23 protein-coding genes and 2 pseudogenes are annotated in these 20,775 nt (G+C 69.5%); 10 read left to right on the plus strand and 15 right to left on the minus strand.

Features of this window, described 5'->3' with window-relative positions:
- Positions 1 to 409: 409 nt before the first annotated feature.
- From OG788_RS41795 to OG788_RS41805, 3 genes are all read left to right on the plus strand, one after another.
- Positions 410 to 850: a VOC family protein gene (locus OG788_RS41795; RefSeq protein WP_406376127.1), complete on the plus strand. Its 441-nt coding sequence runs from the start codon at positions 410 to 412 to the stop codon at positions 848 to 850.
- A 215-nt stretch (positions 851 to 1,065) separates the two neighbouring features.
- Positions 1,066 to 1,650: a hypothetical protein gene (locus OG788_RS41800; RefSeq protein WP_406376128.1), complete on the plus strand. Its 585-nt coding sequence runs from the start codon at positions 1,066 to 1,068 to the stop codon at positions 1,648 to 1,650.
- 620 nt (positions 1,651 to 2,270) lie between these two features.
- Complete coding sequence (locus OG788_RS41805; RefSeq protein WP_406376129.1) at positions 2,271 to 2,492, plus strand: hypothetical protein; 222 nt, start codon at positions 2,271 to 2,273, stop codon at positions 2,490 to 2,492.
- 247 nt (positions 2,493 to 2,739) lie between these two features.
- Here OG788_RS41805 and OG788_RS41810 read toward each other — a convergent pair.
- From OG788_RS41810 to OG788_RS41830, 5 genes and pseudogenes are all read right to left on the minus strand, one after another.
- Positions 2,740 to 2,799: pseudogene (locus tag OG788_RS41810) on the minus strand (hypothetical protein); the annotation flags it as partial.
- A gap of 102 nt (positions 2,800 to 2,901) precedes the next feature.
- Positions 2,902 to 3,207 carry a CPCC family cysteine-rich protein gene (locus OG788_RS41815; RefSeq protein ID WP_406376130.1) on the minus strand — a complete coding sequence of 102 codons (306 nt, stop codon included), beginning with the start codon at positions 3,205 to 3,207 and terminating at the stop codon, positions 2,902 to 2,904.
- A 165-nt stretch (positions 3,208 to 3,372) separates the two neighbouring features.
- Positions 3,373 to 4,212 carry an IS5 family transposase gene (locus OG788_RS41820; protein WP_406376131.1) on the minus strand — a complete coding sequence of 280 codons (840 nt, stop codon included), beginning with the start codon at positions 4,210 to 4,212 and terminating at the stop codon, positions 3,373 to 3,375.
- 253 nt (positions 4,213 to 4,465) lie between these two features.
- On the minus strand, positions 4,466 to 4,714 hold the full coding sequence (locus OG788_RS41825) for a hypothetical protein (RefSeq protein WP_406376132.1): 249 nt from the start codon (positions 4,712 to 4,714) through the stop codon (positions 4,466 to 4,468).
- 410 nt (positions 4,715 to 5,124) lie between these two features.
- Positions 5,125 to 5,538 carry a DUF6188 family protein gene (locus OG788_RS41830; protein ID WP_406376133.1) on the minus strand — a complete coding sequence of 138 codons (414 nt, stop codon included), beginning with the start codon at positions 5,536 to 5,538 and terminating at the stop codon, positions 5,125 to 5,127.
- 1,119 nt (positions 5,539 to 6,657) lie between these two features.
- Here OG788_RS41830 and OG788_RS41835 point away from each other — a divergent pair.
- The gene (locus tag OG788_RS41835; RefSeq protein ID WP_406376134.1) at positions 6,658 to 7,188 is read left to right on the plus strand and encodes a MarR family transcriptional regulator; all 531 of its coding nucleotides are present in this window, start codon (positions 6,658 to 6,660) and stop codon (positions 7,186 to 7,188) included.
- Between the two features lie 160 nt (positions 7,189 to 7,348).
- Here OG788_RS41835 and OG788_RS41840 read toward each other — a convergent pair.
- The 3 genes and pseudogenes from OG788_RS41840 to OG788_RS41850 form a co-directional block, all read right to left on the minus strand.
- Positions 7,349 to 7,708: pseudogene (locus OG788_RS41840) on the minus strand (HGxxPAAW family protein); the annotation flags it as partial.
- A 307-nt stretch (positions 7,709 to 8,015) separates the two neighbouring features.
- Positions 8,016 to 8,240 (minus strand): hypothetical protein, encoded by a 225-nt coding sequence (locus OG788_RS41845; protein ID WP_406376135.1) that lies wholly within the window; start codon positions 8,238 to 8,240, stop codon positions 8,016 to 8,018.
- Complete coding sequence (locus OG788_RS41850; protein ID WP_406376136.1) at positions 8,237 to 8,851, minus strand: hypothetical protein; 615 nt, start codon at positions 8,849 to 8,851, stop codon at positions 8,237 to 8,239. The genes OG788_RS41845 and OG788_RS41850 overlap by 4 nt, the downstream gene beginning before the upstream one ends.
- A 255-nt stretch (positions 8,852 to 9,106) precedes the next feature.
- Here OG788_RS41850 and OG788_RS41855 point away from each other — a divergent pair, with 255 nt between their 5' ends.
- Positions 9,107 to 9,901: an SDR family NAD(P)-dependent oxidoreductase gene (locus tag OG788_RS41855; protein WP_406376137.1), complete on the plus strand. Its 795-nt coding sequence runs from the start codon at positions 9,107 to 9,109 to the stop codon at positions 9,899 to 9,901.
- Between the two features lie 425 nt (positions 9,902 to 10,326).
- Positions 10,327 to 11,940 (plus strand): cation acetate symporter, encoded by a 1,614-nt coding sequence (locus tag OG788_RS41860; RefSeq protein WP_406376138.1) that lies wholly within the window; start codon positions 10,327 to 10,329, stop codon positions 11,938 to 11,940.
- 100 nt (positions 11,941 to 12,040) lie between these two features.
- On the opposite strand, the gene OG788_RS41865 is transcribed toward OG788_RS41860, so the two are convergent.
- The 7 genes from OG788_RS41865 to OG788_RS41895 all read right to left on the minus strand — a co-directional run bounded on the left by OG788_RS41865 (position 12,041) and on the right by OG788_RS41895 (position 17,931).
- Positions 12,041 to 12,514, minus strand: coding sequence for an SRPBCC domain-containing protein (locus tag OG788_RS41865; RefSeq protein WP_406376139.1), 474 nt, complete (start codon positions 12,512 to 12,514; stop codon positions 12,041 to 12,043).
- A gap of 55 nt (positions 12,515 to 12,569) precedes the next feature.
- Positions 12,570 to 13,367, minus strand: coding sequence for an inositol monophosphatase family protein (locus OG788_RS41870; RefSeq protein WP_406376140.1), 798 nt, complete (start codon positions 13,365 to 13,367; stop codon positions 12,570 to 12,572).
- Between the two features lie 71 nt (positions 13,368 to 13,438).
- On the minus strand, positions 13,439 to 13,609 hold the full coding sequence (locus OG788_RS41875; RefSeq protein ID WP_351132521.1) for a (2Fe-2S)-binding protein: 171 nt from the start codon (positions 13,607 to 13,609) through the stop codon (positions 13,439 to 13,441).
- Positions 13,606 to 14,973 (minus strand): aminotransferase class III-fold pyridoxal phosphate-dependent enzyme, encoded by a 1,368-nt coding sequence (locus OG788_RS41880; protein WP_406376141.1) that lies wholly within the window; start codon positions 14,971 to 14,973, stop codon positions 13,606 to 13,608. The genes OG788_RS41875 and OG788_RS41880 overlap by 4 nt, the downstream gene beginning before the upstream one ends.
- The gene (locus tag OG788_RS41885; protein WP_406376142.1) at positions 14,970 to 15,926 is read right to left on the minus strand and encodes a nucleoside-diphosphate kinase; all 957 of its coding nucleotides are present in this window, start codon (positions 15,924 to 15,926) and stop codon (positions 14,970 to 14,972) included. The genes OG788_RS41880 and OG788_RS41885 overlap by 4 nt, the downstream gene beginning before the upstream one ends.
- Positions 15,927 to 15,949: 23 nt before the next feature.
- Positions 15,950 to 16,750 carry a formyltransferase family protein gene (locus tag OG788_RS41890; RefSeq protein ID WP_406376143.1) on the minus strand — a complete coding sequence of 267 codons (801 nt, stop codon included), beginning with the start codon at positions 16,748 to 16,750 and terminating at the stop codon, positions 15,950 to 15,952.
- Positions 16,747 to 17,931 carry a hypothetical protein gene (locus tag OG788_RS41895; protein WP_406376144.1) on the minus strand — a complete coding sequence of 395 codons (1,185 nt, stop codon included), beginning with the start codon at positions 17,929 to 17,931 and terminating at the stop codon, positions 16,747 to 16,749. Before OG788_RS41895 ends, OG788_RS41890 begins: the two co-directional genes overlap by 4 nt.
- Before the next feature lie 310 nt (positions 17,932 to 18,241).
- Between OG788_RS41895 and OG788_RS41900 the strand changes: the two genes are divergently transcribed.
- From OG788_RS41900 to OG788_RS41915, 4 genes are read left to right on the plus strand one after another with little or no spacing between them, the layout of a single operon-like run.
- Entirely contained in the window at positions 18,242 to 18,919 is a 678-nt protein-coding gene (locus OG788_RS41900; RefSeq protein WP_406376145.1) for an HAD family hydrolase, read from the plus strand.
- Positions 18,916 to 19,812: an HAD-IIB family hydrolase gene (locus OG788_RS41905; RefSeq protein ID WP_406376146.1), complete on the plus strand. Its 897-nt coding sequence runs from the start codon at positions 18,916 to 18,918 to the stop codon at positions 19,810 to 19,812. The genes OG788_RS41900 and OG788_RS41905 overlap by 4 nt, the downstream gene beginning before the upstream one ends.
- Complete coding sequence (locus tag OG788_RS41910) at positions 19,800 to 20,468, plus strand: dTMP kinase (protein WP_406376147.1); 669 nt, start codon at positions 19,800 to 19,802, stop codon at positions 20,466 to 20,468. Before OG788_RS41905 ends, OG788_RS41910 begins: the two co-directional genes overlap by 13 nt.
- Positions 20,465 to 20,770, plus strand: a complete 306-nt coding sequence (locus OG788_RS41915) for a hypothetical protein (RefSeq protein WP_266764745.1) — start codon at positions 20,465 to 20,467, stop codon at positions 20,768 to 20,770. Before OG788_RS41910 ends, OG788_RS41915 begins: the two co-directional genes overlap by 4 nt.
- Positions 20,771 to 20,775: the final 5 nt, after the last annotated feature.

Raw genomic sequence — 20,775 nt, forward strand, 5'->3', positions numbered from 1 at the left:
GTTCCGTAGGCCAAATTCGAACGCTTTGACTGCTCTCTCGCAGGTCCTGGCGCTCTGCGGTGCATGTGGCAGGAGGGCCGGGGTGATGGTCATGAGTCGGACCCGTCACCTCGAAGGTCGAGGTAGGGGCGCCAACGTCCCTTGGCTAAGGTCGCTCCTGCCGGGTATCTGGCTGAGCGCGCTTGCTCCGCTCTCTACCTCGCACAGCGCAGCAGCCACGGTGCGGGCATCGTGGGAGCCATTCTCATCGTGCCGACGGTGGGTTGGCACATTGGTATGAATCTCACCTGAGGCGCGATCCAGATTTTTCGGAGTTCGGCGGTCTGCGGATGTCGAGAACGTGCCACCGGCTCCGTCCCAGGGACAGCAGCGGCCACCACCGGCCGCACGAGGAGAAGGAGAAACCAGCATGGCGATTCAGCGGATGGACAACGTCGGCATCGTCGTCGAGGACATGGATGCCGCCATCGCGTTCTTCGTGGAACTCGGAATGGAGCTGGAGGGCAGGGCGGAGGTCGAGGGCCTCGTCGCCGACCAGTGCACCGGGCTCGACGGCGTCCACTGTGACATCGCGATGGTCCGGACTCCAGACGGTCACAGCCGGCTCGAGCTGGCGAAGTACCGCAGCCCAGCGGCGATCAGCGCCGGGCCGCGCAACCAGCCGCACAACATTCTGGGCACGCACCGCGTCATGTTCGCCGTCGACGACATCGAGGACACCGTCGCCCGCCTGCGCCCTCACGGCGCCGAACTCGTCGGCGAGATCGCCCGGTTCGAGGACAGCTATCTGCTCTGCTACCTCCGCGGCCCGGAGGGCATCATCGTCGGACTGGCCGAGCAGCTGCGCTGAGAAGGAGGAACCGAACCATGCAGCCGAACGGAAGCCACGAGATGGACCTCGGCGTTCGAGCTGCGCTCGCCCTGAGAACTTCTAGCAGACGGGCATCGTCCCGGGCGACATCGCGTGGCGTCGATTTCCGCCCGAAGGATGGGAGTCGGGCAGGTTCTCCGTCACAGTGAACCCACTCAGTCGAGGGGGAAGCCGTGGTGGGGGAAGGAAGACCGATGACGGAACCCGGTCTGTTCGAACTGGAAGCCGTCGTGGTGGGGCAACCGGAGCGTTCACGGTGGCGCAGATACGTGGGTCCCGCCCTGGCCGTGTCCACCGTGGAAGGGACCCTGCTGGCCCAGGTCACGCACACCGACGACACTCACTCCCTCCTCGCGAAAGCGTCCGGCGAGTGCATCGTCCGTATCAAGAGGCGTTCCCGGTTCGGCCAGTTCGGACCGGTGTGGTTCCACTTCACCGACAGCGCGGACTCGGAGGTCGGCACCGCCGTTGCCCGTGGAGTCGTGAAGACCCTACGGCTGACCCTTCAGACGGAACAGGGACGCCAGCTCCTCCTCACGCGGTGGGGTCACCTGTCCGCCGAATGGCTTCTTACGGAGACCGATCCGAGACGGAGCCCGGCGCCCGAGATACTCGGCCGGGTCACGGTGAGCTCCGGCGACGCGTGGCTCGGATTGCAGCGGTACGTAGTCGAAACGAATCCCCGCCTGAACGCCTTCGAACGGCGGACCGTCGTTGCCTCGGTCGTCTGTCTGCACCTGCTCCGCCGCCCTCCGGGTGACAGTGCCGCACCGGCGTGAGAGGGGCCTGGTGCTGTGCCCGGGACGGTTCACGGGGTGGCGTTTATCCCTCAACCATCCCTCCGGCGCCCTGAGTAGCGGCCCCAGGGCATGACGGGACTCCGGTCGTAGACGAGGATGCGGCCATGGGATCAATGCAACCGGACATGACCTGGCCGTTCCCGCGGGCGCCCTCCTCTCGGGGTTGACTGTCAGCGGGGACGGGCGGAGATCACGAAGGGCGATTTCTCCAAGATCGGCGGTGTCCGGCTGTCGGAGGTCGAGCGGCTCGGGTGAGGTGACGCGAGGTGTCCCCGTTGGAGCCGCGGCGCCATGGGCTGGCTGGGGGCTCCTCGCGGTTTCCCGACCGAACGAGCCCGGGAGGGCACGCCGTTGGCCGCCTCTAGATGGCCGCTGCGGCGATGGTGACGTCAAGCGCCTCCGGGTGTGGTCAGTAGCCGAAGAAGTGACGCCCCGGTTCTTTGACCTGCGGGCCAACCCATGATCATTCCCGTGAGCTGCGGGGAACCGTCAGCGGTTGTCGTCGTGGTGCACCCTTGGTCACCTTCGCACGGCCCAGGGACGGCCCCACCGGTCACCTGATGCTTGGTGCTGGCAAGATCTACAGGGGAGGGGTGGGCATGGACGTCGTGGAACTCATGGAATGGCTGACCGAGCAGGGGTGCTGCGCAGTCTTCAAGGCTGACGGCGAGCGCACCCCGGGCACACGGTGGATGGTGATCGTGTCCGGCGGAGCTTTGGGCAAGGATTCGTTCTTTCGTACCGACCAGCCCTCGCCGGACGCATGTCTTCAAGACCTGCTTGATCACCTTGAGACTGCTGGACTCTCCCCCTTCGCATGAGCCTGAGGGCCGGCGACTGCACTGATCGGTTCCACGGAACCACAATCCTCCCTGCCGCCATCCGGTCTGCCGTCCCACCCCTCGGTGGAGTGGCGTCCGCCTTCACCGACTGTGTGTCCACCACGGTTGCACTCGGCTCCGGTCCACGGCCTTCCGTCCGGCGGCCTGCCTGGTGCAGATGCTCATGCAGTTCGCCCACCAACGCCGTATCCCGCCAGCGAGCGAAGAAGGCGTAGACGCACGGCCAGGGCGGGAAGTTGGACGGCATCGCCCGCCATGTGATGCCGTTGTCAACGAGGCAGCGCACCGCGTCGATCAACTGCCGGTGGCCGAGGTTCCCGTAAGTTCCCGCCTCATCTGGCGCGATGGTGGCACGCGGGCATGTTTGATCTGACCTGCAACTGCGCGCCTACTCGGCCTGTCTCGGCTGTAGCTCGCCTGAGTCTTCGATAACCAATCTTGCGGCGGACCACCAAGCCCCCTCGCCGCCCCGACTGACGCTGCCAGGATCGGCTGACTCGGCCATGCACGCCGCGTAGCGTTCCCGCGCTTCCGTCAGGCTCTCCAACCCGTCGGCACCGCCCAGGACTTTGTCCGCGTCGAAATCGTCCTGCCCATCGTCCTCCCACTCGCGTTCTGGACAGATCTCGAAGCCGGGCGATGTCTCCAGAGTCATGAGTCGGCGGCACGGGCACTCGTATGGTCCTCCGTCCACAGGCCGGGGCCCACGGGGCAACGAGCTTGATTCCTAAGGGGCCATGTCGCAGAGGGTATGGACTTGGACCTATCGGGCGCGCAGTGATTTCAGTCCACTGCGGCAGTGACCCCAGGCAGTCGCTGAAGGAGCGTTTTGTCCCGCTGAGGTGGTTTGGTTCGAGGTTCAGGTGTCGCGCCAGTTCAGGGTGGATTCGCGGGTGAGTCTGCGGCTTATGAGGTCGATCATCGCGACGTGGATTATGGCTTCGGAACGGTGGGGATGGGCTTCGTAGTCGCGGGCCAGGCGGCGGTGGTGCATGAGCCAGCCGAAGGTCCGCTCGACCACCCAACGTCGGGGAATCACCTTGAACCCTTTGATGCCCGGCTTGCGTTGGACGACTTCGACGTCGATGCCGAGGCGTGCGCCGTGGTCGATGGCTTTGGTGCGGTAGCCGGTGTCGGCCCATGCTTTGGTCACGCGAGGGTGAGTGGCGGCGATGTGGGACATCACGTGTATGCCGCCGACGTTGTCGGAGACGCTCGCCGCGGTGACCCAGACAGCGAGGAGCAGGCCGAGGGTGTCCACTCCGATGTGGCGCTTGCGGCCTGCGATTTTCTTGCCGGCATCGATGCCCTGGCTGGTGGCGGGCACGTTCGCGGAGGTCTTCACGCTCTGTGCGTCCAGCATGCATGCGGTTGGCTCGGCGTCGCGGCCTTCGGCCTCACGGACCAGGCGTCGCAGGAGACCGTTGAGTTGGCCGAAGACGCCTTCTTTTTGCCAGGCGGCGAAGTAGCCGTAGACCGTCTCCCATGGCGGGAAGTCGTGGGGCAGGTAGCGCCAGGCAATGCCGGTGCGGTCGACGTAGAGGATGGCGTCCATGATGCGGCGCAGGTCATGCTCAGGCGGGCGACCGATGTCGAGACCCTTGCCTCTGCGCTCGGCCCGCCAGTTGGTGAGAGTGGGCCCGATCAGTTCCCAGCGCGCATCGGAGAGGTCGCTGGGGTATGGGCGGTGTCGCGTCATGTTTCGGTAGTACCGTCGAGCAGACCATCTCCCCAGGGCGCAAACGAGGTCAACCGGGGGCGCGTTGGCATCAGACAGGAGCGAACGGAACGAAACGGGTCGCCGAACGACGACACGAATCCCTTGCCCCACATCAGGCACGCCTGCCCCAAGGGCCCCATACCACCTCGGTCTGCAAATCGACACCAAACAACCTCAGCGGGACAAAACACTCTTTGAGACCGTGTTTGAGATCTGCTGGCAGGAAGCCCGACTACCGCAAGAAGTCCTTCCAGAAGGGGACGGTCGCCTTCGGGTTCCAGTTCTCCCAGTCTGGTTCGTGATCTTCGTTGAACTCGTGGTCGATGTAATCGGCCAGGTCGCTACCGTAGTAGATGATGTCGGTGCCGTCCCAGATCGACAGGACGGGGTGCGCGTAGGTCCGCCGGAAGGAACCGGTGCGCGTATACCGGGGCCAGTTGAGGGACTGCTGCCAGGTGTCGTTCGGCGACGCCCCGGGCATCCTGCGGCTCTGTGGGCCGCCGCCCCCATCCCCGGTACCAGTAACCATGCTCCACCTCGAGCAATATGCCCTCGGTCGGCCATGCGAGATGGGATCGCAGCTCGGCGGGATTGCCGTTGCGCCAATCGGGCCAGGGCTTGTCCCAGGTCGCGCCTTCCTGGGGTGGTTCGCTGACCGGTAGGCCAGCAGCGAGAAAGGCACGGTGATCGTCTGAGAATTGGAAGCCGTATTCCGCCTCTATACGCTCGAACTCGTCGTCAGTGAGCCCGGGCTCTATCTCGCAGCAGTCGGCCTGCTTCAAGCGGCGGGCGGCTTCGGCCCCGAGTCGGGCCGCGCTGATGTCGATCACGATGGAACAGTAGTGCCCATACTGGCCCGAGGTTCAACGGGTTTACACCACTCTTGATCCCCTAGGAGCCGGACCACACCGCAAGCTCCCCACCGGGCATCGACACGAAACGCCAGCCTCCCGGCCCCGTCAGCTGCCAGGCTTCGAACGATGGGTCGGCCCGGCAAGTGAGATGCAGCCCATTGTCGAAAACCAGCCTCAGCGAACCCGTTTTGAAAGCCACAGCCGACACAACCTTGGCTCCGAACAAGGCCAGAGCCGCAGCTACGTCCTGCTGCTGAGGATCCAGCATCTCCCGCCGATCATCCCCGCCAGCCGCCCCCTGCGACAGCCGGCACGGCCCCTCCAGAACGACCCAGGCATCCGTCCCCAGCAGAAGTGACAACCGGTAGTCAACGCTGATCTTGGCAACAGGAAGACCCCGAAGACCCAAGGTCCAACGGTCTTCATGCTCGACAAAGGCAAATTCATTCACCACCGCACGATGCATTGCCCCATGCCGACCACGCCAGTCAGAACCGCCCCGGAGGCCCCACAGCTACCCCTGGGTGGGGCCAAGACTCGCTGGTGATCAATGTCTTCCCGACGTCCAAGTGGGGCCAGAACCCGTTCCAGAACGGGGCCACTACTCATCCGGAAGCCAGGCAGCCCGAGCCGCTTCGCCGCCCGACGTCGTTCCCGGACTTCTGCAGACTCGGGGGTCTTGCTGCCGCGCGTCGTACGTCGGTTTTCCAGGGGGTACGCCGCTGTCCGAGATCGTTGATGGCAAATGGCAAATGGCAGCGATGGATGACAGGCGCGTTTGGCCAACGCGCGCTCGCTGCCTTTCTCGACACCCCCCTGCTGCTCCTTTCCCCCAGCCTGCGAGAGTGGTCCCGTGCTGCTGGATCCTGAGAAAACTCTGTTCGTCCGTGGTGCCACGCCCGTGCTCCTGCTGGCCGACGCGCCTGTTCACGATGCCCTGCCGCTCCTGACCTCACACGACGGGGCAGTGCCCCTGTGCGAGGGGTGGAGCATCGTCCCCCGACTCACCCTGTGTGTCGTAGATGGACCCGGGAACACGGACTAGTCGTTCCCGCTTTCGTTGCGCCGGTGCTCGGCGGGGCCGAGGGTGGTGCGGTATCGAGCGGCATGGCTGACTGGTGCGTGGATGCCGAGCAGGCGGGCGGAGCAGTCGTTCTGTCTTTGGACCAACTACCCGAGGCGCTCGACTGGTCTGCCCTGCTGTCCCCGGGCACCGCCCGCGGCGGCTTCATGCCTGCCCTGGCTTGACAGCAGGCAGCGTCGAAACCGGCTCAGCCAGCATGACGCCTGCCGGCTTTGCGAGCCTTGGACCCGGACCTCTTCGTCCCGAAGCAGTTTGGGTGAGCGCTCGGCCGGCGAGCGTGCGGTCGCGGTTGGTCGAGTTGCCGAACGGGGCGAACGGCTGTGGTGCCGCAGATCCGGGCCCGGTGGCTCTCACGGAGGGCCCCGTCGCCGCACACCCCTGTTCGTCAGTACTCGCGGCCTGGTCTGTGGCCTGGGCGGATGAACGTTAGGGTTTGTCCCGTCCGATTCGGCTTGGCGTAGTGATGTCATGGGTCATGGGTGATGCATGGAGGGCAAGGCGCGTCCCGAGGCGACCGCCGATCAGGCGTTGTACGAGATGGACCGCCTGATCGCGCTGGCGCAGTTCGGGCAGCAGGACATCGCCGGACGGCTCGGGCTCAACGTCACCGACCTGACCTGTCTCGGGTTCGTGATCGAGGCCTCCTTGGCCGGTGAGTCGCTGGGCGCCAGCGATCTCGCCGCGCGAGCCCGGTTGAGCACGGGTGCTGTCACCGGTGTGCTCAACCGGTTGGAGAAGGCTCGTTTCATCCGCAGGGAGAGTGACCTGACGGACCGTCGACGGGTCTGGGTCGTGATGGACGAGTCCGCTCAGGCGCGCATCCTCGAGGTCTACGGCCCCTTCTACGAGCGTCTGCGCCTGCTCTTCGCCGACTTCACCCGCGACGAGGTCGCGGTACTGGCGGACTGGTTCTCCAGGGCCAGGACGGCGATGCAGGAGAGCCTGGACGACCTGCGCGACGCCGCCCGGGCCGAGGGCGCCGCCCGGGCCGAAAGCCCGTCACCGGCACGGGACTGAGTGCCCGGGCGGTTCAGCGCCCGCCCCCGCCCCCGTCCCAGCCCCAGCCCTCGCTCCGTACGACTGAAGCCTCAGCCGGAACCGCTGCAGCCTCAGCCGGCACCGCTGAAGCCTCTACCGGCACGGCTGACCGGAAGCGGGTCGGCGCGCTCTCTCGGGATGGACGCGCGGACGGTAGCCGCCTGCTGCCGGACCCGGCGGCGCCGCGGCGGGCGCCGGTTCGTCCTGCGACGCGGCAGCCGAGACATTCGGGGTGTCCCTGGGCGGCTGCGTGGTCCCTGACGCGCCAGTTCTGTTCAGGGACGGACCGGGGCCCGCTCGGCTTGCCCCAGCCGCTCAGATGCAGCACCCAGGTGACCGGCGCGGCGACGGCGACGACACCCGCGCCCAGCACGAGACCCGGTGTCGAGCCCCTCGTCATGGCGGCTCCCGCGACACAGAAACCGATCACCGCGATGGCGGTTCCGGTCCATCCGGCGACGGTGTGGCCCAGGTCGTGCGTTCCATGCAGACCGCTCATGAGTCTCCTCGGAGTGGCAAGGCGCGAGAAGATTTATCTCGCGAGCTAAAATATTTGGCGCCATCGTAGAACCACCGAAGGGGGACGGCAAACCGGTGGGGCGGGGGCCGGGCGGTCATCTGTCGATGCGTCTCGCCCGGCCGGGCGAGACGAGGCGCCGAACAGGCTGCCCCATCTCGCGGTCATCCTGTGCCTCGCTCCCCGGGCGGGTCCTTGGCGGGTCCTTGGCGGGTCCGTGGTGGGTTCTGGCGGGTCCTCGGTGGTCCTCGGTGGGCATTCGAGCGCCCCCGGGCGTGCGGCGACGTGCCTACGTGGTGCCCGTCAGAGGGCGCAGCAGGGCCGCGCCGACGCGCAGGACCGCTGACACGGGTGGCCCCACCCATCGGGTCAGCTCGTGCGGCAACGCGGGGTCGAACTCGATCGTCACTCGGACGTATCGCGTGTCCAGGCGAGCGACCTTGGCGTGGCGCGGTCCGGCGGTGTCCGGTTCCCGCTGCAAGGCGGCCCGGTACGTGTCCCTGCGCTGATTCACATCGTGTCCTGACGCTTGATGAGCTCGTCCGCGAGATCCATGTACGCCGATCCCTTGACCTCGACAGGGCTGCCGAACGACTGGGAGTACAGGTCGAGTCGCGGAATGTGGGTGGACAGTACGTCGAAGCCGCGCTCGGTGAGCGCTTCGCGGGCGTCGGCGTCGGGACCGGTCCGGGTCGCGTCGGGCCGGTTCGTACGGTTCAGCAGCACCGCGGCGCGAGCCGGCAGAGCGCGCAGGGACTGTACGTCGCCCATCTCGCCGCCGATGGGCGCCATTCGGTCCAGTTCGATGGGGGACGGGGTGACCGGCACGATCCACTCGCTCGCGTACCGCATGACGCTCCGGGTGATGTGGGCGTGGTCCTCCATCTGCGGCGCGTCGAAGACGACGGCCCGCCGGTCGCCGAGGAAGTCGTTCACGCGCCGGTGCACGTCGCCGACCGGAAGGGAGAACACCGGGAACGGAAAACCTCCCGCCAGTTCGCTCCACCGCAGAGCCGAGGAAGCGGGGTCACTGTCCACGAGCAGTGGTGAGAAGCCCGATTCGTGCAGCGCGTGGGCCAACCACACCGCGCTCGTCGTCTTGCCCACTCCGGGTTTCAGGTTCACAAAGGCATAGCTCATCGACACAAGCGGCAACGCTAGTGACCGCGAGGGTCCGGGCACCGTCGACGCGGGGCGTGCCGTCCGATCCTTCACTCCGCGGCGCCGGTGAATCATTCCGATGGATCAACGTGGTGGCCAGGCCGCCACGGTGCTCGTGCCACTCCTGTCCGCCATGCCGATGTCCGGGCCATCCGTGATGATCGGGACGGGGGAGAGCGAGGTGCCCCCTACTCTCCACGACCGCAATGGAGTGCGCTGATGGAGCTGAATCTTGCAGGACGGACAGCACTCGTCACCGGCTCGACGCAGGGAATCGGCGCGGCGATCGCCCTGGGTCTGGCCCGGGCCGGCGCTCGCGTCGGTGTCAACGGGCGGGACGAGCGCCGGGTCGAGGAGGCTGTCGGACGCGCCCGGGCCGAGGCGCCCCGGGCGGACCTGGTGGCGGTGACCGCGGACGTCGGCACCGAGGAAGGCGCCGCCCGTGCCCTGGAGGCTCTCCCCGAGGTGGACATCCTGGTCAACAACCTGGGGATCTTCGGGGCCCGGCCGGCTCTGGAGATCAGCGATGACGAATGGCGGCGCTACTTCGAGATCAACGTGCTCGCCGCCGTCCGTCTCACGCGCCTCTACCTGCCCGGCATGACGGACCGGGGCTTCGGGCGCGTCCAGTACATCGCCAGCGACTCGGCGGTGGCCGTCCCGGCTGAGATGATCCACTACGGCATGTCCAAGACGGCACTGCTGGCCGTGAGCAGGGGATTCGCCAAGGCGGCCGCGGGTACGGGCGTCACCGTCAACTCCGTCATCGCGGGCCCCACGCACACCGGCGGCGTCGAGGAGTTCGTCTATGAACTCGTGGACCGGGACCTGCCCTGGGACGAGGCGCAGCGCGCCTTCATGCGCGAATACCGCCCCCAGTCCCTCCTGCAGAGACTGATCGAACCCGAGGAGATCGCCAACCTCGTCGTGTACCTCAGCTCGCAACAGGCTTCGGCGACGACCGGGGGGGCGGTGCGGGTCGACGGCGGATACGTCGACTCGATCCTTCCCTGAGACGGCCGTCGCTCCCCGCCTCCGACGGTCCGTTGCTCCGCGCCTCCGACGGTCCGGACGGGAGCCGTCAGGGCCGTCAGGGCCGTCAGGGTGCTGGGCCGAGCAACGGCGTGGGATGCACTCTTCTCGCACGGGGGAGAGCCGGGGGGAGAGAGCACGGGGGAGAGCCCCGGGGGGCAATGCCCGCGCCAAATCCCCCGGTGGACAAGGGTGTTGGCGCGCCGATTCATGGAGGCGTACCGGACTTGTGCCCCCGCACAGGTCCACCCCCGTACCGCTGTGCAACCGCCTCCCGAACGCGCCGTCCCCTGTACCCGGCCCGGGGCGGCTGATGCCATGCCCGGCATGTCTCCCGTATCTCCCTCGCCTCCGGTCCCGGGCGCACCGACAGGACTGCACGCACCAGCGACGTCGGAGCGCCACCCGTGAGCGCCGCCGACGGACAGTCGCTCGCCGTCGTGGTCTTCCTCGGGTTCGTCGCCGTGTCCCTGCTGCTGTGCGGGCTGGCGGCGGCCGACCTGGACGACCCCGAGCATTTCTACGCGGGCGGCAGCGCGGCCTTCGGACCGGTCGGAGGCGGGATCGCGATCGCCGGTGACTACATCTCGGCGGCCACCCTGCTCAGCACCACGGGCGCGGTCGCCCTCGACGGGGTGGACGGCATCCTCTTCGCCTGTGCCACCATCATCTCGCTCTACCTGGTCATGCGGATCCTCGGTGAACCCCTGCGCCGCGCGGGCGTGTTCACCCTGGGGGACTTCCTCGCCGACCGGCTCGGGGCCCCCTCCGTACGCAGGGCCCTCGGCGTCGCCACGCTCGTCGTCCTCACTCCGCTGCTCCTGGTGCAGCTCTCCACCGCCGGTCGCATCATGGCGGCCATGTTCGGGCTCCCCGACGGCGCGCTCACCGGGTGCACCGTCGCCGGAGGCGCCCTGATGGTCTGCTACGCCGCGTTCGGAGGGATGCGCGGCGTCGGATACGTACAGATCCTGAAGGTCGGTGTGGCCCTCACCGCCATGCTGCTGCTCGCCGGGATCGTCCTCGCCCGGTACGGATGGTCACCACCGGCCCTCTTCGACGCCGCCCGGGAGCGCTCCGGAGCGGGCGGCGACTACGTGACCCCCGGACTCCACTTCGGCCACTCCGTCGCCGGGCGCCTCGACCTGATCAGTTTCGAGGCCACACTCCTGGTCGGCGCCGCGTGTCTGCCGCACATCACCATGAGGCTGTATCCGGTCCGGGACGCCCGCACCGCGCGGCGCGCCGTCGGCTGGGCGGTGGGCCCCGTCGCGGTGGTGTGCGCCGGAGTCGTGGTGGCCGGGCTGGGTGCCTGCGCCCTCATCGGGCGGGACCTGCTGCGGGCCGCCGACCCCGGGGGAGCGACCGCACTCCTGATGGTGACGGGCGCTCTCGATCCGGTCGCCGGCGGTGCCCGGCACAGCATGCTGTTCGCGATCGTCGCCTGCGCGGTGTTCGCGACCACCCTCGCCGCGGTCGCGGGTATCACCCTGGCGGCCGCCTCCAGCCTGGCCCGCGACTTCGGCGGCCGGGCCGCCGCCCACGGAAATGGGGGCCGCTCGGCGGCCCGGGAGATACGCCGGGCGCGGCTGGCCATCGTCCTGGTCGGAGCCGTCGCCGTCGTCCTGGCGGCGATGCTCGGGGACCGCGGGAGACTGACGCTGATCTCGTTGTCGTTCACCGTCGCGGCCTCGGTGCTCGCCCCGGTCCTGCTGTACGCGCTCTTCCTGCCCGGCCACTCCGCCACCGGCGTGCGCTGGACCGTCTACGGGACCCTTCCGCTGATCGTGCTGCTGCTGACCGGATCCCCCGCGGTGTCGGGCACGTCCATCGCGATCTTCCCCGACGACGACTTCCACTGGTTCCCGCTCCAGACGCCCGGGTTGGTCACGATCCCGGCGGGCTTCCTGCTCGGGCTCGTCGGCCGCACTCGTGCCCGCGCTTCCGAGCACCCCTGGAAGGAGAGGACCGGACCGGTACCGCCCGGACCGGGCAGACTCGACCCTGCGGGACGGCCATGAAGCTCCGCTCAGGGCCTGCCGACCCGTTCGCTGCGTCCCCCGTCCTCCCGGTTCGGATGACGCGTTGCCGAGGCCGGCGGCCCTTGGGGAGGTGTCGGCCTCACGGCCCCTCGCCCTGCTTCGGCTCGACCAGCCGAGCCAGGTTGTCCAACGCCATGCGCGTTCCGGTCTCGTTGTCGGCGGCGGGCACCGCGTCAGGGACTCCCTCGTGCACGATGACGACCTGCGTTCCGCCGTCCACCTCGGTCAGTTCCGTGGTCATGGTCATCTCTCCGCGGAGCCCGGGATCGGCCGTCTCGAACTCGACGACCTCGACCACGCGTTCGTCCGGGACGAGCTCCACGAAACGGCCGTGGTAGGTGTCGGTGTGCGCCTCCGACTTGCCGGTTCCGTTCGGTGTTTCATAGGTGAGCGAGACCCGGAAGGCGCCACCTTCGTGGGCCTCGAACCCATGGACCTCGCTGCGCATACCGGTCGGCACCCGCCACTTCGCGACGGCGTTCGGGTCGAGCAGCGTCCGGTAGACCTCTGCTCGCGAGGCGTTCATGCGCCGCGAGACGCGCGTCGTATACACGACTTCCAGGCTACACAGGGCGGGTGCGAGGACGCGGTCGACTCCAGGGGCGCAGTCAGTTCTGGGTGCGGATCATCGACATCAGCAGATCGTGGGTCTCGGCGTCGGCGGCCGCCACGAGTCCGCGGCCGTTCTCACCGAGCGGGGCGCCGTCGATCCCCGTGACCACGCAGCCTGCGGCCCGGCACAGGGCGATACCCGCGGCGAAATGCACGCTTCCGGACAGGTCGCCGCCGTCGGTCACGTACGCGGCGCGCCTGCCTGCCGCGACCCAGGCCAACGCCAGCGTCGTGGACATGACCCGCGGTCTGAACCGTTCCACGAATCCGGGGTGGGCGAGCAGGTCCACGGCCCGGAATCCGGGCGCGTTCGGAAAGGGTGGGTCCAGGTTCACGTCGACCAACCGACTGGCGGGCGTGGGCGCGAGGCGCGCGTCGACCCCGTCGTTCCGGACCCAGGCAGCCTCGCCGTCGGTGAAGAAGACCTCGTCGCCGAACGGGTCGGCCACCGCCGCCGCCCCATGGCGCAGGGCCACGTTGACCGCCACCAGCAGGGAGCCGACGGCGTAGTTGAGGGTGCCGCACAGGGGATCGACCAACCACTGGCGAGCGGCACCCGCGGCCCCCTGCTGCCCGCCCTCTTCGCCGAGCACCGCGTCGTCGGGGCGTGCGGCACGCAGGACGTCCAGGATCGCCTGCTCCGCCAGCACGTCGGCCGCGGTGGCGAAGTCCCCGCCGCCCTTGTCGACGCGGGCGAGCCGTCGGCCGTACAGGCCGCGTACCACCTCCGCGCCGGAACGTGCCGCCGCCGCCGCGACCTCGGTGTCGTCCCGATGGGCGTACGAATCGATCATGGTGCCCAGACTAGGGGGAGGGGGCCGAGTCCGCGACGGGGTCCGCGGACTCGGCTCCGCGCCTTCGACGCTCACCCCGCTTCCAGCAGTTCCTCCAGATCCATCAGGCAGTCGCCGCAGCCGGTGTTCGCCCCGGTGGCCTCGCGGAGGGAGGCGATGTCGTGGATTCCGGAGGCCACCGCGGTGAGGATGATGCTCTCCGGAACCCGGGCGCAGAGGCAGATCAGGGGGTCGGGGGTCACCGCTGCTCCAGGGTCTCGGCGAGGAGGGTCAGGGAGCGGTCCAGGACCTCCGTCATGGCGTCGAGGTCGTCGGCCCCGATGACCAGCGGGGGGTGGATGTTGATGACGTCGGGGGCCATGCCGGTGGACGCGACGATCAGGCCCAGGCCGGGGTCCGCCGTCAGGCACAGGCGACGGAGCAGGGGCGCGTGGTCGCCGGTCAGGACCAGCCGGGCGGTGCCGCCGAACGCCCGGTGGCCGTCCACCAGATCCGGGTGGGACGACTGTAGTTGGGCCAGGCGCGTGGTCATGGCCGCCGCCAGGTCGCTCATGGCGGACTCCGCGTCGGGCCAGCTGTCCCAGCGGTCCAGGACCGCTCGGGCGACTCCCAGGGCGTGCGGAATGCCGATGTAGGTCGACGAGTGACTGCCCGGCCGGTAGGTCTCCGGGCCGGCCAGGGGCTCGCGGGCCCAGACCGCGCTCAGTGCGGCGGCGCCGTTGGTGAGAGCCTTGCTCGCGACCACGATGTCAGGGGTGACGCCCGAGCGCTGGAAGCCCCATCGCGGACCGGTGCGGTGCATGCCGGTGAAGATCTCGTCGGCGATGACCACGGCGCCGTTGGCGCGCGCGTGGTCCACCGCGGCCCGCAGCACCGCGTGGTCGGGCTCCGCCATGCCGCCGACGTTCTGGACGGACTCGAAGACGAACGCGCTCACCCCGCGACGGAAGCCGGTGCCGCCGACGCCGGACAGTTCGGAGCCCCAACGGGTCACCGCGGCGACGCAGGCGGCGCCGCAGCCGCCCCGGGCGGGATCGGGGTGAGGGCAGCCTGCGCCGTCGTGGACCGGGAGCCGGACGACCTCCAGGCCCCAGGCCGCGAGCAGTTCGCGGTAGCGGGGGCTGGCGCTGAGCATGCTGGTGACACCGGACCTGCCGTGGAAGGAGCCCTCGAAGACGACGACCGTGCCGGGGCCCACCGCGCTGAAGGCGATGCGCAGCGCCGTCTCCATGCCCTGCGCGCCGCCCAGGTCCAGTTCGACCCGCCCCGGTACGCCGGTCGCCTCGCCGAACAGCCACTCCAGGCGGTGCAGTACGTTCAGGCGCAGGTCGGATTCACAGAAGGAGGGCAGCGCGGGGAGGTCCTGGCAGTGGCGCAGGGCGTCCGCCAGAATGGTCCGGTCGTAGCCGAAGGCCGCGGTGCCGTTCGCCGCCTCGGCGTCCAAGTACCGTCGTCCGTCGGCGGATTCGAGGTGGCTTCCCTCGGCCCGGACGAATCGGGGGATGTGGTCGGCCCGGTAGATGAGGTTTCCGGCACCGACATGCGCCGGGACAGTGGGCCGTTCGGCCTCCGGGGCGGAGGCGAGAGGGCCGGGGGCTGTCGTCATACGGGGCTCACCTCGTGGGGGAGGGCGATCGGGCGCCAGGCTTCGGCGGTGCCGGTCGCGATCAGGGGGGTGACTCCCGGCTCGTTGCAGTCGATCCAGCTGGTCAGGACCGTCAGTACGTCCCAGCGGGCGCCGCCGGCGGGCAGCGGGGCGACACGGAGCATCCCGAGCCAATTCCCGATCGTGTCGGGCGTGTTGTTCGCCCGGGCGCACTCGCCCCAGGGGAAGGACAGGGCCGACAGACGGCGCAGGGCTGCCTCGACGTCCAGGTCGTGCGCCGGGATCTCGGCCTCGAGCTCGGTCAACAGCGCGTCCGGGGTCCAGGCCGGGTGCGTCGGCCCGGAACCGAGGAGGGGACCCGCGCACCAGTCCCATCCTGCCTGGTAGGAGAAGAGCTGCAACTCCCTTACCACGTCGGCTGGTTCGTCCGCCGTGTGCATGAAGTTGAAGAGGCCGTTGACCCTGCCTATGCGGCTGCGCAGGTCGCTTGCGCGGGCCGCGCTCGGCTCCGCCGATCCCTTCGCCGCGGTCAGCCGGGCGCTGGCCGGCAGCCAGTCGGGGCGCTGCCGGTCCGCGAGGAGCACGAGCAGGCTGGGGCCGGACGACAGGAGGTGGTCGACGACGGCTATGCGCTGCTCCGACGCGGCGTTGAACTGGTAGCGCCACAGTTCGCGCACGAGCAGTGGGTCGAAGCGTATCGGCGTCGCCGCGACCGGGTGCCAGCCCTCGGACCGCAGGATGTCCAGGATCAGCCGGCAGCGTCGGCCGGCGAACGCGTCCGGTTTCAGCACCACGAACGTGTGGTCGAGCAAGCTCTCCCCCGCCCGGCCACCGGCCGACGCGAGGGAGTGGATGCCCTCTCGCAGGTATGTGTCGTAGCGGTACGCCTCGGCCTTGGCGGGGTCCTTCGTCAGCGGATCCAGCGCATGGGCGGCTATCGCGCTGCGCGGCACGGGTTCGCTCCTTCGGCTCGGGCTCATGTCAGCTTCATTCCGCCGAGCGGCATCGGGACGCCGTCGACGCCGACGGCCGGGCTGCCGTCGGGGTGGGTCGCGCCGGTCAGTTCCAGGGAACCGGCGGCGAAGGCTCGTACCGTCCACTCCAGACAGGGGCGGTCGCTGAGCTGCTTCTGGCTGAGTTCGTGCGCCCAGGGATCGGGCTCGGGCGGCAGCGGCACGGCCGGTCCCTGGCACAGGACCGCGCCGCCGTCGTACGTCTCGTCGACCAGGAAGCAGGACGTACGGGTCGAGGCGTGCCCCAGCTCTATGGCCCTGGCCACCGGGTCGTTGCCGGTCAGGACGCGGGCCCCGGACGGGTCCAGGACGCTCAGGTCGCCTGGATGCTGGTTGATCATGCGGCCCCGGTACCGGGTCAGCAGCTCGCCCTCGATCCAGCGGTGGTAGGCCAGCACGATCAGGTCGAGCGGGCCCTCCTCCAACTCCCAGCGGGCGATGCGCCGGTCGAGTTCGTCGTGCCACTGCCGGGCCCGGCTCCGGTAGGCGGCGTGGTCGGCCTCGGTCCGGGCCTGCGAGACCAGGCCGCAGCGGGCGTCGAAGTCGCCGGGCCACGCCTCGACGCCGTGGTCGGCGGCGACGGCCAGTGCCTTGGACCGGGTGCCGTGCGAGGCGACCAGGCTGACCTGGAAGGCGTCCGGCTCGGCCGTCTGCAGGTCGATGAGGGTGCGCAGGTTGGCCCCGGTCGCCGAGACGAGCACTCCCACCCGCAGGGGGCCGGAGGTGGAGAGTCGGCGCAGGGGGCGGGAGGCGACGACGGTCACCGGGAGCCGCCGACCGTTTCGAGCGAGGCCCAGCCGGCGTGCGAGGCGGCGAGCATGCCGTCGGGCAGTTCGGACGCGTCCAGCGCGGTGAGCCCGAACGCCCGGTGTGCGGTGCCGGCTGCCAGGTCCCACAGCTCGGGACCCTCGATGGAACGACCGATGGCGTTGCGCATCTGCTGGGCCAGCGGCTGGGATCCCGCGGCGACGATGCCTCCCGCCTGGTACCAGAGGCCGTTCTCCTCGCCCTGCGTCAGGTCCTGGCCGCCCAGGCGCGCCGAGTCGCAGCGGTCGGTCATCATCATCGAGTTCTCGAGGCCCATGAGCACGACCGCGCGGCTCGCGATGTCGAGGTCGACGTGGTCGCCGTCGAAGTTGATGCACGCCGCGATCCGGCCCGCGGCGGCCTCGCGCATGATGGCGCCGGGTACCGGGCCGGCGATCTCGTCCATCGCGTCGAGCGTCCAGCCCGGCAGGTCGTACGAGGCGAGGGTGGCCTCGCGGGTCTGGCGGGCCCGCGTCGTGCGGAACGCGTGACGGATGTTGAGCGGCATGTCGTTGAAGAGGTGGTCGGTGACGACGCGGGCGCCCTGGCCGTTCCACTCGGCGTCCCACGCGATGTCGACGATGTCCGTCACCAGCTGGGCCGCAAGGCGCGGGTCGCTGCGGGTGAAGTGGCCGAGCGCGGGGCGCACTCCGTGGCCCATGAGCAGCGGGACGATCCATGCGAAGCCGGGGTGGCGGTCGAAGGTCTGACCGTGGAAGTCGGAGGCGGGCGAGAAGGCGTCCGGCGACAGGACCATGTAGCAGAGCCCGTAGTCGCCCAGCCGGGCGAGGCGCTCCCATTCCGCGCGGGTCGGCGCCCATACGGTGTCGGCCGGGGTGCCACCGTGGCTGGAGAGGAGTGGCCCCTCCAGGGCGACGCCGACGACGTGCGGGATCCGGCCGGCCCGGCGCATCACGTCGTAGCGGCGCATGAACTTCTCGAACTCCGCCAGGCGGTGGTGATGAAGGTAGAGCGTGGGGATGCTGAGCACGCCCTCCCGTGCGCAGACCTCTTCCAGGGCTTCCAGGTCGAGCAGGGAGAACTCGGAGAAGTCCACGCCCTCGAAGCCGTGGCAGTGGACCTCCACCGGGAGCAGCGGCGCGCGCGTCTGCTCGGCCGAGTCAGACAGGTTCCCCATGATTCATCCCTCATCACTCTCCGGGCCGGCCTGGAATCCACCGGGAATTATTGACGCGATTCCATTCCGGGAAATTTCTGATCTGCTGCCGTCCCTGCCTGAGTCAATAAACAAGGCCTGTCTGGGCGGGCGAGCGCCGACATTACCATCGAACGGGTGGTCTGCAAGAGGCAAAAAGCGCGGAAATTTGACCGCGAAAGTGGCCAATACGGACACCGAGACTCTCTGTCAACTTACTGAGTCAATAAACCTTGACTCAGTTGTCATGGGTCAGTATGGTCGCCGGGAAGGCAGAGCGAGGGGGAGTCCGTTGGAACACGATCTGGTTATCTTCGACAACAGCGGTGTACTCGCGGACAGTGAAACCCTCGGAAACCAGGTGCTGGCCGGACTCCTGACCCGGCTCGTGGTGCCGACGACCTTCGACGAAGCGGTGGAGCACTACCTCGGCAAGACGCTCACGGACGTGACGCAGGAGGTGCGGCGGCGTACCGGTGCGGTGGTGCCCGAAGGATTCGTGGAGAGCTTCCACACCGAACTGTTCGACGTCTTCGAGGAGCGGCTAGCGGCCGTCGAGGGCGTGGAGCGGGTGCTCGACGGGCTCGACGCGCTCGGCGTCGCGCACTGCGTCGCCTCCAACGACACCGCCGACCGGCTCGCCCTGTCCCTGCGCCGCACGGGTCTCCTCGACCGCATGGCCGGCCGTGTCTTCAGCTCCGACATGGTCGAGCGGCCCAAGCCCGCACCCGACCTCTTCCTCCATGCGGCCGCGCAGTTCGGGGCAGCACCCGAAGCGTGTCTCGTGATCGAGGACAGTCCGCGGGGTGTGGCGGCCGCGCGGGCGGCCGGCATGACCGTGTACGGCTTCGCCTCCGTCACCCCGCGCGAACGGCTCGCCGATGCGCACCGGGTGTTCGGCGCCATGGACGAACTGGCCGACCTGCTCCCGGAACTGTTCCCCGCACCACTCGTGGAGGTGAGCCGATGACCGCCGCCCCCGTGGACCGGACCGCCGGCCAGGACGACCGCGGCGACCTGCACGTCTGCGATCTCGACGGCACGCTCCTGCGCTCCGACGCCACCCTCAGCCCGTTCGCGCGCGACGGGCTCAACCAACTCCTCGACGCCGGGCTCGCGTTGACCGTCGCCAGTGCCCGCAGTGCCGCCGCCATGGCAACACTGCTCGCCGGAGTTCGGCTGCGCCTGCCGGTCGTCGAACTCAACGGCGCCTTCCTCACCGACCTCGCGACGGGACGTCACCTCGCGCACCGCACCCTCGACGCCGACACCACGCTGGTCGCGATCGAGACGCTGGAGGCACTGGGTACCCAGGCGGTCCTCACCACCTGGGACGGCGCCGCCGACCACGTCCACTTCGGCGCGGGGCTGAACGCCGGGGCCACCTGGTACATCGACGAGAAGCGCGCGTACGGCGACCCCCGGCTGCGGTCCCGTGCCGACGTCCGGGCCGTGGCACGAGCGGAGCACACCGCCGCGGTCATCGCCTTCGTGCCGGACGACCGGGCCGAGCGGGCTGTGGCCGAACTGGAGAAGGCGCTGCACGGGAGGGGGGCCGTGCTCGCCGCCGCGAATCGCTACGTGCCCGGCTGGTCGGAGGTGCAGGTGGCACATCCGGAGGCCGAGAAGGGGCGTGCCGTGAGGAACTTGGCGGAGGCCGTCGGGATGGCGGACGCGCGGCTCACCGTGTACGGAGACCACCTGAACGACCTGCCGATGTTCTCCGTCGCCGACCGTCGGGTGGCGCCCGTCAACGCCCACCCGGACGTGCTCGCCCGCGCCACCGCGGTCACCGCCGCCAACGACGAGGACGGTGTGGTGCGTCACCTGCTGCGCGAGGAGGGCCCGCCGTGTTCCTCGTGATGGAAGGCATCGACGGCAGCGGGAAGTCCACCGTCGCCCGGCTGGTCGAGCAGGAGCTCAACTCCCCGGGGTCCGTCGGCACCGCCGGCTCGGGCGGCAAGAAGGCACTGGGTCCCTTGGGGGCCGAGGCCGCCGCCCGGGCCGACCGGCTCCGCCGACTGATCTGGGCCTCGCCCGAGGCGGACGGAGACACCTTCGGCGCCACGCACTGGATCCTGCTCATCGCGTCCTGGTACGCGGGGCTGGCCCGGCTGCGATCCGATCTCACCGACCCGGACCGTATCGCGGTCATGGACGGCTGGTACTACCGCAACATAGCCAAGACCCTGGTGCGCGAGCCGCTGGACGCGCAGTGGGTCGAATCGCTCTTCGCGCCCGTCCCCGAACCGGAGTTGACGGTCCTGCTCGATGTCGCACCGGAGACCGCCTGGGCGCGCCGCGGCAGCTTCAAGGACACCGAGACCGGCCGCTGGGACGGGTTCACCGGTCCGCCGCGGGACGCGTTCCATGCGTACCAGAGCGTCGTACGGGGCGAACTGCTGCGGATGGCGGGGGAACGGGGCTGGCTGGTGCTCGCGCCCGACCCTGACGAGCCGCCCGAGCGGATCGCGCAGGCCGTGGTGGACCGGGTCCGTACCACGAGGAGACAGCCATGAGCCCCACGCGCGACGTCGTCGGCACGTCCCATCCCGAGGTGCTCGCCGACCTCCTCGGCGATGTGCTCGCCGGCCGCAGGACGACCGCCGAACTCACCGCCTTCGCCGCCGCGGCCCCGTCCGCCGAAGTCCCCGCCCTGGTCCGCTTCCTGGAGTCGGCCGCGCGCCACGACAGGAGCGGACCGGGCGCCCGGCACACCCGAAGCGCGTGCCGGGAGGTGCTCACCGCCCTCGGCACCCCCGAGGCCCTCGCCGCGCTCTCCGCGCTCGGCGAGCCGACCACCGCCCGCGAACACCCATGAAGCAG

The sequence above is a fragment of the Streptomyces sp. NBC_00647 genome (assembly GCF_045207245.1).
Taxonomy (GTDB): domain Bacteria; phylum Actinomycetota; class Actinomycetes; order Streptomycetales; family Streptomycetaceae; genus Streptomyces.